Annotated in this window: 14 protein-coding genes; 3 read left to right on the top strand and 11 right to left on the bottom strand. The window is 39.5% G+C overall.

Translation table 11 applies throughout. From position 1 onward, the window contains the following. Positions 1-61: 61 nt before the first annotated feature. The 4 genes from ACQQ2I_RS07470 to ACQQ2I_RS07455 are packed head-to-tail and all read right to left on the bottom strand — an operon-like array spanning position 62 to position 4,194. Complete coding sequence (locus tag ACQQ2I_RS07470) at positions 62-1,315, bottom strand: ribonuclease H-like domain-containing protein (protein WP_431029920.1); 1,254 nt, start codon at positions 1,313-1,315, stop codon at positions 62-64. Then, positions 1,312-3,594 carry a DEAD/DEAH box helicase gene (locus tag ACQQ2I_RS07465; protein ID WP_431029919.1) on the bottom strand — a complete coding sequence of 761 codons (2,283 nt, stop codon included), beginning with the start codon at positions 3,592-3,594 and terminating at the stop codon, positions 1,312-1,314. The genes ACQQ2I_RS07470 and ACQQ2I_RS07465 overlap by 4 nt, the downstream gene beginning before the upstream one ends. After that, positions 3,587-3,952 carry a YppE family protein gene (locus ACQQ2I_RS07460; protein ID WP_431029918.1) on the bottom strand — a complete coding sequence of 122 codons (366 nt, stop codon included), beginning with the start codon at positions 3,950-3,952 and terminating at the stop codon, positions 3,587-3,589. The genes ACQQ2I_RS07465 and ACQQ2I_RS07460 overlap by 8 nt, the downstream gene beginning before the upstream one ends. 44 nt (positions 3,953-3,996) lie before the next feature. Further along, positions 3,997-4,194, bottom strand: a complete 198-nt coding sequence (locus ACQQ2I_RS07455) for a molecular chaperone (RefSeq protein ID WP_391372062.1) — start codon at positions 4,192-4,194, stop codon at positions 3,997-3,999. Between the two features lie 150 nt (positions 4,195-4,344). Here ACQQ2I_RS07455 and recU point away from each other — a divergent pair, with 150 nt between their 5' ends. The 3 genes from recU to ACQQ2I_RS07440 all read left to right on the top strand — a co-directional run bounded on the left by recU (position 4,345) and on the right by ACQQ2I_RS07440 (position 8,664). Continuing rightward, complete coding sequence (gene recU, locus ACQQ2I_RS07450; RefSeq protein ID WP_431029917.1) at positions 4,345-4,962, top strand: Holliday junction resolvase RecU; 618 nt, start codon at positions 4,345-4,347, stop codon at positions 4,960-4,962. Positions 4,963-4,986: 24 nt separating this feature from the next. Continuing rightward, entirely contained in the window at positions 4,987-7,656 is a 2,670-nt protein-coding gene (locus tag ACQQ2I_RS07445) for a transglycosylase domain-containing protein (protein ID WP_431029916.1), read from the top strand. Positions 7,657-7,890: 234 nt separating this feature from the next. Next, a complete protein-coding gene (locus ACQQ2I_RS07440) occupies positions 7,891-8,664 on the top strand; it encodes a hypothetical protein (RefSeq protein ID WP_431029915.1) in 774 nt (257 codons plus the stop codon). A gap of 124 nt (positions 8,665-8,788) precedes the next feature. Here the strand turns inward: ACQQ2I_RS07440 and ACQQ2I_RS07435 are convergent, their stop codons facing one another. The 7 genes from ACQQ2I_RS07435 to dinG all read right to left on the bottom strand — a co-directional run bounded on the left by ACQQ2I_RS07435 (position 8,789) and on the right by dinG (position 16,502). Beyond that, a complete protein-coding gene (locus ACQQ2I_RS07435) occupies positions 8,789-9,130 on the bottom strand; it encodes a YpoC family protein (protein WP_431029914.1) in 342 nt (113 codons plus the stop codon). Beyond that, positions 9,127-9,786: an endonuclease III gene (gene nth, locus ACQQ2I_RS07430; protein ID WP_431029913.1), complete on the bottom strand. Its 660-nt coding sequence runs from the start codon at positions 9,784-9,786 to the stop codon at positions 9,127-9,129. Before nth ends, ACQQ2I_RS07435 begins: the two co-directional genes overlap by 4 nt. Before the next feature lie 12 nt (positions 9,787-9,798). Then, a complete protein-coding gene (locus tag ACQQ2I_RS07425; RefSeq protein WP_431029912.1) occupies positions 9,799-10,512 on the bottom strand; it encodes a DnaD domain-containing protein in 714 nt (237 codons plus the stop codon). Between the two features lie 111 nt (positions 10,513-10,623). Further along, positions 10,624-11,919 carry an asparagine--tRNA ligase gene (gene asnS / locus ACQQ2I_RS07420; protein ID WP_431029911.1) on the bottom strand — a complete coding sequence of 432 codons (1,296 nt, stop codon included), beginning with the start codon at positions 11,917-11,919 and terminating at the stop codon, positions 10,624-10,626. 31 nt (positions 11,920-11,950) lie between these two features. Continuing rightward, positions 11,951-13,144 carry a pyridoxal phosphate-dependent aminotransferase gene (locus tag ACQQ2I_RS07415; RefSeq protein WP_431029910.1) on the bottom strand — a complete coding sequence of 398 codons (1,194 nt, stop codon included), beginning with the start codon at positions 13,142-13,144 and terminating at the stop codon, positions 11,951-11,953. A 13-nt stretch (positions 13,145-13,157) separates the two neighbouring features. Then, on the bottom strand, positions 13,158-13,640 hold the full coding sequence (locus tag ACQQ2I_RS07410; protein ID WP_431029909.1) for a DUF5590 domain-containing protein: 483 nt from the start codon (positions 13,638-13,640) through the stop codon (positions 13,158-13,160). Positions 13,641-13,715: 75 nt separating this feature from the next. Continuing rightward, positions 13,716-16,502, bottom strand: coding sequence for an ATP-dependent DNA helicase DinG (dinG, locus tag ACQQ2I_RS07405; protein WP_431030470.1), 2,787 nt, complete (start codon positions 16,500-16,502; stop codon positions 13,716-13,718). Positions 16,503-16,514 lie beyond the last annotated feature (12 nt).

Genomic DNA, 16,514 nt, shown 5'->3' with positions numbered 1-16,514 from the left:
TTAACATGCGTGGCTTCATTATAACATAAAGCCTATAAAAAAACGTGAATGAAAGTGCTAGTTATTTATATTTTTCTACCTTCGTTCTAAGTCGTTGGAGACGTTTTTCCCATGCCAATGTCTGCTTATCTTTTTGTGCCATCGACCATGTGTTATGTTTATGAATGAAATGCAAGCCTGTTTGCGTATGCATGACCGCTTCCTCGTAATCTCTTAGATGATGTTCTGCAATGATGGCTAATTGTTCATAAGCTTTAATTTTATAAGGAATATCAATCGTTGGTAGCGCTTTTGTAAAAGATTTCACCGCCAGTTCGAATTGAGCAGTACGTTTTTGTTCAAGTGCTAAATAATAATGCGCTAATCCGGTATCCGCTACATCAAAGTTTTCTGTAACAGTAGAAAGAACCTCCATCCCCGTATCCTTTAACTTTAAATCATTAAACCATTTCCCGATGTTAGTATAAGTTGTAGCAGAATCTTGTAACTGACTGTTAAAGAGCAACTGGGTTGAATGAATATACAATGTAATAAGCGACAAAAGGTCCCATTCATTATGCTGTAATACTTTCATGAGGGCATCTGGCTGACCGCTTTTTACCGCATCTAAATATATCACAGGCGCTAAAAAGCCTGGAATATCACCTTGCCTACAAAAATCCAATTTTTCTTGTTCAATCGTTGTTAGCTTCATCTTTTCTAAATCGTTTTTCCATAACCGCTTCGTACTATGTAAAAGATCGATTTGTTTTTGCGAGCGTAGTCGAGGAATATGCGCCCCGTTTAATGTCCAGCGTGTTTCAAGCTGTGGCCAATCAAAACTTTTTCCGTTATAAGATACAATCGTCACTGCTCTTTGCCATAGCTTTGATTCAAACAAAAATGCCGCTTCATTGGATGGATCAGCAAGCACATATTGTGTCAACGTAAATTCTTCTTCATCTGTTTCTAAAAAGCCCAGTAAAAAAATATGTGTACCAACACCCTTTAAGCCTGTCGTTTCCGTATCAAAAAAGACGAGTGTATCGTCAAACGTCACCGCATACGGATGCTCGTGCCCTGCATCTTCCCAGAGCTGAATCGCCTCAAAAAGCTCCCATAGCTCGTATGCCCCGTGCTTATAATCAAGCGGATATGTGACGACTCGTTTAAATAGCACACCAAAATCATTTTCAATAAGAGTCAACCCGGCGTTCTCCCACTGCTTTACATAGCTTGGTCGGTCTGGTTTTTGAAAGACTGGCTTTTCTACTTTGTTCTCTGTTTTTTTACCGAGCATTTTTTTCATTTGAAGAATTTTGTTTTCGTAACTCATGGAATCCAGCTCATTTCGTCAATTAGGATAGACAGTACTTTTAATACTTGTTGTTTACTTTCACCGATACTATCTTGTGCACCAATACAGGACGGACAGCCCCATTTACATGGGCATTTTTCCACATGCTCCTTTGTCCGCTCTAGCAAACTCATTAAAATATCGTAAACGCGCTCGCTTAAGCCAATTCCTCCTGGATAGCTATCGTAAATAAAAATCGTTGGACGTTCATTATGGATAGCTTTTACTTGTGGGACAACCGATAAATCGCTGCGATCACAATGCACAAAAAGTGGAATAAAACTCCCCATCGCATAAGCTGCTCCATTTAATGCATCTGTTAATTGCTCTTCAGACCAATTCTCTGGTAAGTCAAAGCTCATCCACGTTGCACTTGTATGCATTTCCATTGGCGGAATCGATATCGGTCCTGAGCCAATATTGTCATGCGTATTAAATCGAACCTTTTTAAAAATGGTTGGTATTGCTAATAAACCTACATCCCCATAACTTACTGTTGCCGATTTATACGTAGCGGACTTATCCTCGCTTAACACCTTCAACTCAACAGCTAAATTAGCATCTGTAAAATAGTCTACTTCGACTTCTCGCACATACGCTTTTTTCTCTTCCCAATCGAGTTTTTCTACTTGGAACTGAACACCTTGATGCATGTAAATGGCTTCCTCATGCAACAGTGTCATCGCACTATACGTATCCATTTCCCCAATCACTTTATTTTTCGGTTGTGTCATATCAACGATGACGACATTTTCCCCGGCGGCTGAACGTAAAGAAACATCGTGCGCAGGAAAACGATCGCTCATCCAGTGCCATTGTGTACTCGTTTTCACAAGTACTCCCTCTTCCTCTAAAAATCCGAGCAATTCTTGCACTGTAAATTCACCGTATGTATCGGTCATCGAAAACGGCAATTCAAACGCAGCACATTTTAAATGATCCATTAAAATAATGATATTTTCTGGATTAATGCGCACTTCCTCGGGGTCTGTGCCGAAAAAATACGTTGGATGATTCACAATATATTGATCAAGCGCGGTCGATTGTGCTACGTAAATGATTAACGCTTCATCTTGTCTACGCCCAGCTCTTCCGGCTTGCTGCCATGCACTTGCGATATTTCCAGGGTAGCCTGTCATAATACATGCCTGTAATTGTCCTATATCTATCCCGAGCTCAAGCGCATTAGTTGAAACAACGACTTGAATCGAACCATCGCGAAGTCCTTTTTCAATGGCGCGGCGTTCACTCGGTAAATACCCTCCTCGATACCCTTGAATTGATTCATCTTGAATCTTTTTTGCCGTCAGCGATTTCAAATATGTCACAAGCATTTCCACACGAACACGCGATTTCCCAAAAATAATCGTTTGGATCCCCGCTTCAAATAATCGTTTCGATAAATCACGCACTTCTAGCACCGCACTACGTCTTACACCAAACGTCGTATTCACAATCGGTGGATTATAAAAAATAAACGTCTTTTTCCCAACAGGGGCACCGGACTTTGCGATTAATTCATGTTTTTCATTTGTTAGACTTTCCGCTAGCTCTTTTGGGTTTTTAATCGTGGCTGATGTACAAATAAACGTTGGATTCGATCCGTAAAATGCACAAACCCGTTGTAACCGGCGAATCACATGGGCTACATGACTACCGAATATCCCTTTATACGTATGCAGCTCATCAATGACAATATATTTTAAGTTCTCAAATAACGATACCCACTTCGTATGGTGGGGCAAAATACCTGAATGCAACATATCGGGATTGGTCATCACAATGTGACCCGCTTTTCGAATTTTCGTCCGAATACCTGGCGCTGTATCACCATCATACGTATAACTTAAAATCTCTTCCCCTGTTGCTTCAATTAATTCATTCAAATCTGTTTTTTGATCTTGTGCAAGGGCCTTTGTTGGGAATAAATAAATCGCACGACTTGACCTATTTTGAATGATTTCCTGTAAAACAGGTAAATGATAACAAAGTGATTTTCCAGATGCTGTCGGTGTAATCGCTGTAAAGGAAGCGCCACGCGTAGCGAAATCAAATGCTTCACGCTGATGTGTATACAATTGCTCAATGCCGCGCGATTGCAGTGCATTTTTTAACGATGGATGCAGCTCGCTAGGGAACGGCGCATATTCGGCTGCTTTACCATCCAGCGTATGCCAGTGAACAATGTTTTGCTTGAGCTCTTCATCATATTGCCATGATTGCAATAGCTCACTAATGGATTTCTTTTTACTAAACATGGTGCTCGCCTTCCTCTACATATCGTTTCAAACTAATGAGTGTATATTTTGTTGATTCAACAGATTGAATGAATCTCTTTTTACTTGTCTGTTTATAAAAAGATTGAACAAAAAATTGTTCCATTGCATCATAGGCATGATCGATTTGCTGCTTATGCATATATTTCGGCTGCTTGGCTACAATCCACTCATAAGCGAGTTGTTGCCACTGTTGTAATTGCGTACGCATGTCATCTGCATACGGTTTTACCTCATTAAAAAAGTCTGGCTCCATATCGCGTTCACGCATGTCATAAAAACGATGAATGGCTTGATCACACGCATCTAGTAATTTCGCTGTTATTTCTAGTAATTCCATCACGTACACCTCAAAGTTTTTCATTACTGTTAGTGTACCAAAAACTAATTGTTTTCACTACTTTCAGACGAACATGCATTCTTTACGTAATACTTTTTTTCTGCTAAGCTAACTCTTTGATGAGCCTTTAATAGTTGTGTGCTAAATGTAGCTTTTACTTGCATTTGTTCATATTCCATACGCCCTGTTAATAAATCGTCTATACATTCAATAAGGTTTAATAATCGGTTTATTCTACCCATCGTTTCTGCCCCCTTTAGAACACGTATTAGACGAAAAAATGAAAGTTCCTAGCTGCAATACAAAACTAGTCATCGTTCGCTAAAACTATCATTTTTTCAACAGATGTTATGGTACACTAAAAAGCGTAAACAAATGGAAAGGGTGATTTCATGGCTATTCGCTATCCAAACGGAAAAGTGTATCAACCAGCGCAAAATGAGTCGCCTGAAAAAAAAAGGCTAACGAAAAAAGATCTTTCATTTAGTAATCGTGGGAAAAGCTTGGAAGATGATTTAAATGAAACAAATGATTTTTATGTGAGAAACGGCATTGCTAGTATTTACAAGAAACCTGTCCCGATTCAAATCGTCAAAGTAGAGTATCCGAAGCGAAGTGCTGCTGTTATTCGAGAGGCATACTTTCGTACTCCTTCTACTACCGATTATAATGGGGTATGGAACGGATATTATATTGATTTTGAGGCAAAGGAAACAGAAAGCAAAACCTCGTTTCCACTAAAAAACATCCATGCGCATCAAATCAAACATATGCAGGACGTTGTTGCGCAAAAGGGAATTGCTTTTTTTATCGTTCGCTTTACAACGCTTGAACGTACGTTTGTTACCCCTTTCCATATGGTTGAAGAAGCGTGGCGAAATATGGACAATGGTGGTCGCAAGTCGATTCCGCTTGCTCTATTTGAACAAGTAGCGGAAGAACTACAACTCGGACTTAGTCCCCGACTCGACTATTTACTAGTCGTCAATAAGTTTGTCGCAAACAATTAGTTTGTGAAAGTGAGGAGATACAACGTGACACAACAAAAACGGACACGTGAAGATATAAAAAAAGCACGTGAATTACAAAAGAAAAAACAGCGTTCGCCTATTAAAATGTGGCTGAAAAGAATACTTTTAGCCGTAGTTACACTCGGCATCGTTGGCTTTTTAGGTGGTGCAGGTCTATTTGCTTACTACGTAAGTAAAGCACCCGAACTCAATGAAGAATTATTAAAAGATCCGATTTCATCCGAATTTTATGATGCGAATGGCGAATTATTTGCTACAATCGGTGTCGATGAAAAACGGAAATATATTAGTTATGATGAAATTCCAACACAGATGGTCGATGCCATTATCGCCACAGAAGATGCACGCTTTTTCGACCATTTCGGCGTAGACTTATGGCGTCTAGGCGGTGCAGTCATCGCAAACTTCCGTGATGGCTTTGGTGCACAAGGTGCCAGTACGATTACACAACAAGTCGTGAAAAACTCATTCTTTACAAATGAGAAAAGATTAGAACGTAAAGCGCAAGAAGCGTGGCTAGCGATTCAACTTGAACGCAAATATTCAAAAGAAGAAATTTTTGAAATGTACTTTAATAAAGTGCTCATGTCAGGAACGGTGTACGGTTTTGGTACAGCGGCAGAGTACTTTTACGGTAAAGAGCTTTCTGAATTAACACTTGATGAAATGGCATTGCTTGCTGGGATGCCTCAAAGTCCGAACAACTATAATCCAGTTAAGTACCCTGACCGTGGTGAGAAACGCCGCAATATCGTATTAGGTTTAATGGTGCAACATGATAAAATTACGCAAGCTGATGCAGATGCAGCAAAAGCGGTTGATGTAACAACGGGTCTTTTACCAGAAGATGAGCGTAAAACAAACTTAGTGACAAATTATCCTGCATTCTTAGATGTTGTGTTATCTGAGCTTGAAGCAGATGGTAATACAGAACTGCTTGCTGAAGGGATTAAAGTCTATACAACACTCGATCCACAAGCACAGGAAATGGTTGAATCTGTGATGAATAATGACAGTAATTTCCCAACAGAGTCGATTCAATCAGGTGTCTCTGTCGTAGATACAAAAACAGGCGCTCTTGTTGCAGTGGGTGGCGGTCGTAATTACGGAGCTGAACGACCCTATAACCATGCCTATGATTTAACATCACGAGCACCAGGTTCTACGTTAAAACCAATTGTTGATTATGGCCCTGCCATCGAATATTTAAAGTGGTCTACTGGTGAAACATTAGTAGACGAAAAGATGACTTATACTGGGACAAGTCAAAACATTAATAACTGGGATAATAAATATTTCGGTGCCATTACAATGCGTGAAGCATTATATGCCTCTCGTAACATACCTGCCGTTAAAGCCTTAAAAGAAGTGTCAACAGATAAAGCACAGGAATTCATTTCTAAATTAGGCATTGAAGTAGATTATTTAGTAGAATCTGATGCAATTGGTGGTGGACGTGTTAATATCTCCCCTATCCAAATGGCTGCTTCTTATGCTGCTTTTGGGAATAATGGGGTATACACAGATCCGTATGCCATTACAAAAATTAAATTCCGTGACGGCACATCGAAAAACTATGAACCTCAACCAACAGTTGCGATGAGTGATTCTACAGCATATATGGTAACAGATGTTTTACGTGACGTTGTAAGTAATAAACAAAATGCTTCAGGAACAGCAGCAAATGTACCTGGTGTGGATATTGCAGGTAAGACAGGGACAACGAACTATTCGGCTGATGAATTCGCTAAATATAACTTCGGTTCTTCAGCAGTACCCGATTCGTGGTTCGTTGGCTACTCACCAAATTACTCGATTGCGATTTGGAGTGGATACTCACAACGCAGTGATGCTATTACTACATGGGAGGAGCGTCGCTTACCTCAGAAATTGTTTAAATCGATTATGACGGGATTATCGAAAAACGTGCCAAACACTCGATTTGAACAGCCTAACTCTGTTGTTTCTGCCACAATTGAAGTAGGTACAAGCCCATTAAAGCTTGCGAGTGACTATACACCAGATAATTTAAAATCAACAGAGCTATTTGTTCGCGGTACAGTACCTACTGAAGTATCTACAAACTATGAAGCAGAGGAAATCGAAACACCATATAATGTACGTGCTGAGTATAACGAAGCCGCTCAAGTGATTGATTTAACATGGGTTCATAATGAACTTCCTGAAGAGGAAGAAGGCGCTGAGCCAAAAAATTACACATACGAAGTAACAATGCAAGTAGACGATGGTGAAGCGACTGTCATTAGTACGACAGGTGCTAAACAAGTAATCGTGCCAAATATTCAATTAGGTAGCAACTACACATTTACTGTCATAGCGTTTGAAGGGGAAAACCGAAGTGAGCCTGGTAGTGTATCAATTTATATTGATGGGGCGCCTCCGATAACAGAGGAACCTGACCAACCTGATATCGAATCTCCAGATATAGACGACGTGGAGAATCCAGGGGATGAAAACAACTGGAACAACGGCAATGACAATGGTAGTAATAATGGTAACAACGGGAATAACGATAACAATAATAATGGGAATAACGGTAACAATGGGAATAATGGAAATGGACAAGGCGGTCAGCCAGAACAGCCTCCTTCTGTAACACCACCTACTGAACCAAATCATCCAACAGAGGATAACGAGGATTCTCAAGAATAACGATCTAAATCCCCCTTCATTAGGTATATTGCCTAATGAAGGGGGATTTGCTTTTATGATTCAATATGTACATCGATCTCCATCAGCTATGAAACTACAACCAATCGGTACATTTGTTAGACTGTCATAATTCAGTCCTTCCTCATTGATACATATGTTTGCATTTTTTGCAAAATACACGTCACTTTATTATAAGCATACTATACAAGAAAGGATTATAAAGGGGGGGATATAATGGGGCTATTCATGAATAACGGGCAACATCCGGAACTGTTTAAAAATACTAGTACACTGATTGAAAATAATCAAGTCGAGTTTCGGAGTGATTATTTATCTGAGCTCATCAAGGAACAACAAGTGTCCAATCAGGGTATTCAGCGCGCTATCCATGTTTTAAAACAGGCACACAACAAATCAAGCATGCAACAAGTGCGACAATGGAAAGTGATCAATCGACAGTTAAAAGAGTTACAAGCATTGCATTCTCAACATGAACAAGTTGAACAACAAGTGATGGAGGGGCTGAAAAAGCTAGAAAACCAAAATATGCAACTGCAAACAATCATGATAGATGAGCAACGAACGAAGAAAGACTTAGTAAATCAAGTCGATAGTATTCATCAATCTCATGACGCACTAGAAAATCAACTACACGAATTTACATCTGCAATTGATGAGATTGTCAATCAGCTAAATCAATACGCACAGATGAATAATGAAGTTGCTGCTCAATTAGAACAAGTTGGAACAACAAATGTACAGTTGGTAGAAAAAATAGATGAACAACATCTATTGAACAAACAACTAGCCAATCAAATTTCTACTATGGAAGAAACACAAGAGGAAATGATTAATCGAGTAGATCATCAAGAAGGACTTATGGAAAAAATATTACGTCAAACGGATCACTTACGTTCCATTCTGTATGAGCGAACAAACTTCTTAGATGAAAAAATTAAAAAGGTGTATGAGTACTTTAATCAAATGTACTCCAAAAATTCAACTTAAAATAAAAACAATCTCTTATCACATTTTTCGAATAAATCTTTACACGATAACATACTTAACTAGCAATATCTTAGATAACTAAAAAATGAAAAATCCCTTAATCGCAATGATTGAGGGATTTAACTTATTTCTTTAAACGCAGTCTTGCTGCACGCTTTTTTGTTTCTTTGAATAACTCATCTAGCTGACGATAGCAAGCGTATTGCCCAGGTTTTGCTTTAATAAAGCGAAGGCGTTCTCTACCATTAATAGGATATAGCTCAAAGTCTGCATCTGGCCCTACTTCACTAGTTGCAGATTCTACTAAAAGCTGTTCAAAATGGGCAATACCTTGTTCCATCAAGCTTTTCGCTTCACCATTTCTTGCTTCGTGAGCGGCATAGATTTGTTCCTCTAATGCTTCCCACTGAGCAAACCATGCATGGACCGTTTCCTTTGAAAGAGCTTCTTTGTTTACTTCAATCACAGCTTTACCAACCCCTTCTTCAGACGTTTTTGCCCTTCTCGACAGTCAGATAATAGTGGGCATTCATGACATTGTGGGTTTTGCGCCTTACAATGATAGCGTCCAAAGAAAATCATTTGATGATGCGCACGGCTCCAGCGTTCAATCGGTGTTTTCTTCATAATCGTTTCTTCCACTTCAAGCACGGAATCCTTCCACCTACAAAGACCTAAACGCTTTGTAATACGCTCAACATGTGTATCAACGGCCATTGCTGGAATATCAAAGGCAACTGATAGCACAACGTTCGCCGTTTTCCGCCCTACACCCGGTAGTGTGACAAGAGCTTCACGATTTGCCGGAATTTCGCCGTCGTATTCGTCGATTAGTCTCTGACAAAGAAGCTGAATATTTTTTGATTTATTACGGTATAAGCCAATCGAGCGAATATCGTTTTGTAGCTCTTCTAAATCAACAGCTAAATAATCACTCGGTGTTTTGTATTTTTGGAATAAATTTTTTGTCACGCGATTGACCAGTGCATCCGTGCATTGTGCCGATAACAGTGTGGCAATCGTCAGCTCAAATGGATTGTCATGCACGAGCTCACAATGTGCCTCTGGAAACATCTCATCCATCACGTCTAAAAAATGGAGCCATTTTGCTTTTGTTAGCACGTCACTCTCCTCCTATTCGCGCTCATCTAGCCAGTTATAAAACATGCCGCTTTTTACTGGCTGTTCATGGGCTGGCTGAATAACTTGTACAGAACGGCTTCTAAATTGCTCAGCATGCTGTTCTATTTGTTTGACAGATGTGATATTTTTCTTTTTCCATTCAAATAAAATCCGATCGATATAACGAAGTGAGATTTTCCCTGCTACAACCGCTTCTTTTAAGGCCGCTTTAATAATAGCAGGGGTATGCCCATCTTTATCAAACCACATCGAAATTGTTTCAATCTCCATCGGTGATAACAATCTTCCAAACTCTTGTTCAAACATCGTAAAAATTTCGCCCTCGTCATTTTTGGCACTCATTTCAGATTTGGCCATCGCTTTTTGGTCGAGTAGTTGCATAATGCGCTCCCAAAGCGGATATAATGAATACTTTTCAAAAATCATACCGTTGTTGTCTACACCTTGTGTAATTTCTAAAAAGCCTTTTTGAAGTATTCGCTGAATGCGAATTGTTATATCATTTGCCGTAAAGCTCGTGCGCTTCGCTAAATCCTCCGGTGTTGGAAATTCGATACTTTCCTCAAAGAAGCTTAACAGATGCATAATTAAAACCGCTTCATCATCTAGTATACCGAGCTCTTTATATGTTTGGAAAAAGAAGTGTGGCACAGTAACATGCCGTTGTTGTGTCCATGAACGGAGTCGGTTGTAATCGTTATTCATTTTGTTAGACTCCTTTCTTTTTACAGAATAGAAAGCGTCCGAAACCACATTCGGACGCTCTCTTTTTTCTATATCTCGTCTTATTCTACAATAGGTCATTTTCACGTTTCATTAAGGATATAAACGATTTAATAAACGCGGGAATGGGATTGTTTCACGAATGTGCTCCGTTCCTGAAATCCATGCTACTGTACGCTCTAAGCCTAGACCAAAGCCCGAGTGTGGTACAGACCCCTGTTTACGTAATTCTAAATACCATGCGTATGCATCCATTGAAAGATTATGCTCTTCCAGACGTGATTTCAATAAATCGTAGTCGTGAATACGCTCAGAACCACCGATAATTTCACCGTAGCCTTCTGGTGCAATTAAGTCCGCGCAAAGTACTACATCGTTACGCTCTGGGTGTGGCTGCATATAGAATGGTTTAATGCCTACTGGGTAACATGTAATGAATACAGGCTTATCATATGCATTGGCAATCGCTGTTTCATGTGGTGCCCCGAAGTCATCACCCCACTCAATATCGTCAAATCCTTGTTCGTGTAAGAATTTAATCGCATCATCGTAAGAAATGCGCGGGAACGGTGCTTTAATATTTTCTAATTTAGAAGTATCACGACCAAGGCGTTCTAAATCTAGCTTACAGTTTTTCAGTACTGATTGAACAATATGCTCCACATATTGCTCTTGTACTGCTAGGTTTTCTTCAAACTCAACAAACGCCATTTCTGGCTCAATCATCCAAAACTCAATTAAGTGACGACGTGTTTTTGATTTTTCAGCGCGGAATGTTGGACCGAACGAAAATACTCTTCCTAACGCCATCGCAGCTGCTTCCATATAAAGCTGACCTGACTGAGAAAGATAGGCATCTTCATCAAAATATTTTGTAGCAAAAAGCTCAGACGTACCTTCAGGAGCAGATCCAGTTAAAATAGGTGGGTCCATTTTTGTAAAACCATTTGCATTAAAGAATTCATATGTTGCACGAATGATTTCATTGCGGATTTTCATAATCGCATGCTGCTTACGTGAACGTAACCAAAGATGACGGTTATCCATTAAAAACTCTGTTCCGTGCTCTTTTGGTGTAATAGGGAAGTCTGTTGCCGCATGAATGATTTCAATGCCTGTTACATTCAATTCGCAACCAAATGGTGAGCGCTCATCTGCTTTCACTTCACCCGTAACATACATCGATGTTTCTTGCGTTAACCCTTTTGCTACAGCAAATAATTCTTCCCCGACTTCTGCTTTTACAACAACGCCCTGTACAAAACCAGAGCCATCACGTAATTGTAAAAACGCAATCTTACCGCTTGAGCGTTTGTTTGCTAGCCAAGCACCTAGTTTGACTGTTTCGCCGATATGCAAAGGCATATCCTTGATCATAATTTTCTTCATAACAATGTCCTCCAAAATGAGAGAGCAGTAATTAGTCTTGCCATTTTGATTTTACAAATGTATCAATCCGACGAACTGCTTCCTCTAGTAATTCTAGTGATGTTGCATACGATAAGCGGATTGTCGCATCTGCACCAAAGCCTGAACCTGGAATGACTGCTACATTTGCTTCTGTTAACAGAGCAGCTGCAAATGCATCTACCGATTCAAACCCTGTTTTCGCTGCTGCTTCAGCCACGTCTGGTAATAAGTAAAACGCACCTTGTGGCTTTAACACTTTAAAGCCAGGAATCGCAGCAAGCTGTGGGTAGATTTTCTCTAGACGAGATTCAAATGCTTGGCGCATTTCTTCTACAGCATCTTGAGGCCCATTATATGCTTCAACCGTTGCATATTGTGCTGTTGTTGTAGCATTCGAAGTTGAGTGTGAAGCAAGGTCTGTCATTGCTTTAATAATATCAGCGTTACCTGCTGCATACCCGATGCGCCAGCCTGTCATTGAGTGCGATTTCGCTACACCATTTACAACAATCGTACGCGCTTTAATATTTTCTGACAATTGCGCGATAGAAAAATGTTCCACACCATTGTATACAAGTTTTTCATAAATTTCATCTGATACGATTATAATATCTTTTTCTTCAGCAACTTTCGCTAATGTTTCAAGCTCTTCACGAGAATAAATCATACCTGATGGGTTTGATGGTGAGTTGATGATCACTGCTTTTGTTTTCTCTGTTACAGCTGCTGCTAATTGTTCTGGCGTAATTTTGTACCCTTGCTCAGCTGTGCCTTCCACATAAACTGGTACACCACCTGCTAATTTCACTTGTTCTGGATAAGATACCCAATAAGGAATTGGAATAATTACTTCGTCGCCTTCGTTTAGAATGACTTGGAATAATGTATATAATACGTGCTTAGCCCCAACACCCACCATAATTTCATTTGCTTTGTATGTAAGGTTGTTATCACGCTGTAATTTATCAATAATTGCTTGCTTTAATACAGGTAAACCGCCTGCTGGAGTATACTTTGTTAAGCCTTTGTTCATCGATTCAACTGCAGCATCTAAAATATTTTGTGGTGTGTTAAAATCTGGCTCCCCAGCACCTAGGCCGATTACATCAATACCTTGTTCTTTTAACTCTTTTGCCTTTGCTGTAATAGCTAAAGTTGAAGATGGTGTTAAAGTTTTTACTCGATTAGCTAATAATTGTTTCAAGAAAATCTCTCCTCTACAAATTCAATATGCGTTTCCACCATTGCCCGTCTTCAAACAAAATATACACATAATTTAGCTTCTCTGCGTCATTCGTATAGGTAATTTCCCATACGGCGCCTGCTTCCTCATAGCCTAATTTTGTATGAAGTATTTCTTTCACATTCGTTTCATTACGTAAAACCGATAAAGCTTGTTCCTTTGTAATACCGTCTTGCAAAAATACTTCCTGAATCATGTCCTCTTCTAAGCTGATTGGAACAAATATTGCTTTTTCCTTACCGTATTCATCTACCCCGAATACCGTAACATACGGCTTATTTCCATTGTAAACATAACTATTTGTAACAATTGCAAGGGACTTTGACTCAATGGCTAAATCCTCTGCTTTTTGTTCCCATTCATTAAATGGGGAATCGGCTTTCCAGAGGACTATAGAGACGATAGCAAGACCTAACGAAATCATAAATATGATGCCGAAAATGAGCCAATTTTTCATCGTGCCACCTTCTTTAATCTATATGCCGAAAAATATTTATCTAGTCGCTTCATCTTGCTACCCTGCTTTCTTTCCTCATCGTTCATTATTATACCAATCTTCAAGCGCTAATACCATATCCCGCAGTGGTAGTTTTTGTACAGAAATTGGCGGTAATGCATGGATAAACTCATGCCCGTAAGATTTCGTTTCAATTCGTCGATCTAGTACAATTAATACCCCTTTATCTTGTGAAGAACGGATTAGACGACCAAACCCTTGCTTAAATCTTAAAACGGCTTCTGGAAGAGAAAGTTCAGTAAATGAATTTCTCCCTTGTGCCTGTAAATAATTAGCACGTGCTTTGAATGTTGGCTCATCTGGCGAAGAAAATGGTAACCGCACAACAATGACTGACGCAAGACCGTCCCCTGGTACATCTACGCCTTCCCAGAAGCTATTTGTACCAAATAAGACAGATTGGTTGAACTTTTGGAATGCTTTTAAAAGACGCATGCGACTACCCGGTGTCACACCTTGTGCAAATACCATATACTCATCAAGAAGCCCACTATCTTGAATGAGTTCCACTGTTTCACGCAACATTTGTTGTGATGTAAATAAGACAAAACAGCGTCCATCTGTCGTTTTTACTGTACGTGTCACAGCATGGGCAACCGCTTCAATATACTCTGATTGACTAACCGTCTGAATATCCGGCATATCTGTTACAACAAATGCTTTAGCCCCACTAAAGTAAGTGGCTGGTGCTTGTAATACTTCTAGTGGCACATCGTGTGCAATACCTAGTTGGTCGGTTATAAAATGGGCATTATGCGGTACTGTCATTGTGCCTGATGTCCAAATAATCCCTATCTTTTCTCGGTATGCACTAAACAATCTTTCAATGGTTGATGTCACTTGAATAGGCTTTTTCAGTAGTTGAAGGGAGCTTGGGATACTGCGTCTATCCACCTCAATCCACGTTGAGTACTCGGTGTTAGAACGTAAAAATACATCGTCCCACTGCACAATCGCTAATTTGTATTCCCGTATCCAAAAGCGCCACTCGTCTAAAATAAATACATGTTCCGGTGCTAACTCATCTACACTTTTTTCGAATTGTTTCCCTACCTCTTCTGCTGCATCAAGCCAACGTTGTACAATTGTGGAAAACTGTTCAAACTGTTGACGGTCAATAGCTAGTTGCTCTAAAAACACCGTCGTTTTCATATCATGCTTATTTGACCGTTTTAATTGTTGCATCAATAAATGTGTAAGATTATGCATTACTTGATCAAATTTCGCTAACATTTGCATAAATAATTTTTCTAACTGCTGCATTACTTGCATTGGTACACGATGCGTTTTTAATGCCAATCGCTGTAATTTGTAAAACTGAGCTTCATCCGTGTATACCCCAATTTGTCCAAAAAGATATTTCCAGTTTTTAAACGAAAATAATTTTTCGTCTTGCGTAATAGCAGCTTGCACAAATTGATGCGCTTCATCAATAATCCAACCACCTATTTGCTCAAAAATAGGCGTTGGACGCATTAAATCGGCTAACAGCATCGCATGATTTGTTAAAAGTATATCTGCATACTTTGCTTTTCGTAACGCGCGTTCATAATAATCAAAATCAGATTGTAGTAAAGTTGAATTTTCGTTTTTGCGAATTTTATTCAGGAATAGTTGTCCCCCACCAGATACATTGATTTCATCCAAATCGCCTGTTTCCGTTTTAGTTAGCCACACAAGTACTTGTAAAATAATGAGCGTTTCATCATAAGAATCATCTTGCATCATATATTGCTGAGAAAAACGTACTACGTCCACATAATGATTCATGCCTTTTAGGAGCGCAATTTTTACCGATTTTCCTGTGATTCGTTCAAGTCTTGGAATTTCCTCTTGTAATAGCTGATCCATTAAGTGTGATGTATACGTACTAATGCCAACTTTACATGTCGATTTCCTTGCATAATAAAACGCAGGAAGCAAATACGATAGCGTCTTTCCGATACCTGTCGAAGCTTCAATTACTCTTTCTTGTTTGTCATTTAAACTGTCCCATACAAAATCCATCATTTGAAATTGTCTTGGACGCTCCTCAAAGTTCGGCACTGTTTCCTTTAGCTTTTCTATTTTTTCAGTTCGAGTAGCGGGATAATTAACTACTGGATACGAATCTTCGCCTCCAACGTGTAACTTCCGCATCGCTAATTGATGGTAAAAAACATAATCTTCATAGTGTTCCACTTTGCTACGTTTTAATTGAAGTGCTTCAAAAAATAGCTGTGCTAAATTAGACCTCAAACGAAATGAACGCTTATGTAGCTGTTGCAATGTTGGTAAAGGGAAACGTAGTAGCTCATCCCAGCATATTTTTAATAGCTCTGCTGTCGCTTTTGCATCAGCATCTGCCCGATGAGCCTTTGTATGCTGAATACCTAACTCATATGCTAAATCCCCTAGCTTATAACCTAGCGCTGTAGGAAATACAATTTTCGCAAGCTCAACGGTATCAATCACTTTGCCGTGCCACTGTGAAAGTCCTGCACGTTTAAACTCCGCCTGCAAAAACGATAAATCAAAATCCGCATTATGCGCTACAAATACGGACCCTTCCAACAACTCATATATATAATCCGCATGTGCCTCAAAAGGTAAAGCATCTCGCACATCATCATCCGTTATACTTGTTAAATCTTGAATGAAAAGCGGGATTGGTTTCCCTGGGTGAATGAATGATGTAAAAGTCTTTTCAATACACCAATCCTTCATTATGACAATTGCAATTTGAATCATCCGATCTCCATTCGCTGGATGATGACCAGTTGTTTCTAAATCTACAATTGCGTATTTTGGACTTTCCATCATCGCTCTCAACTC

It is taken from the genome of Lysinibacillus sp. LZ02 (assembly GCF_050613145.1).
GTDB lineage: Bacteria > Bacillota > Bacilli > Bacillales_A > Planococcaceae > Lysinibacillus_B.
This window is presented reverse-complemented; position numbering and strand designations above follow the sequence as displayed.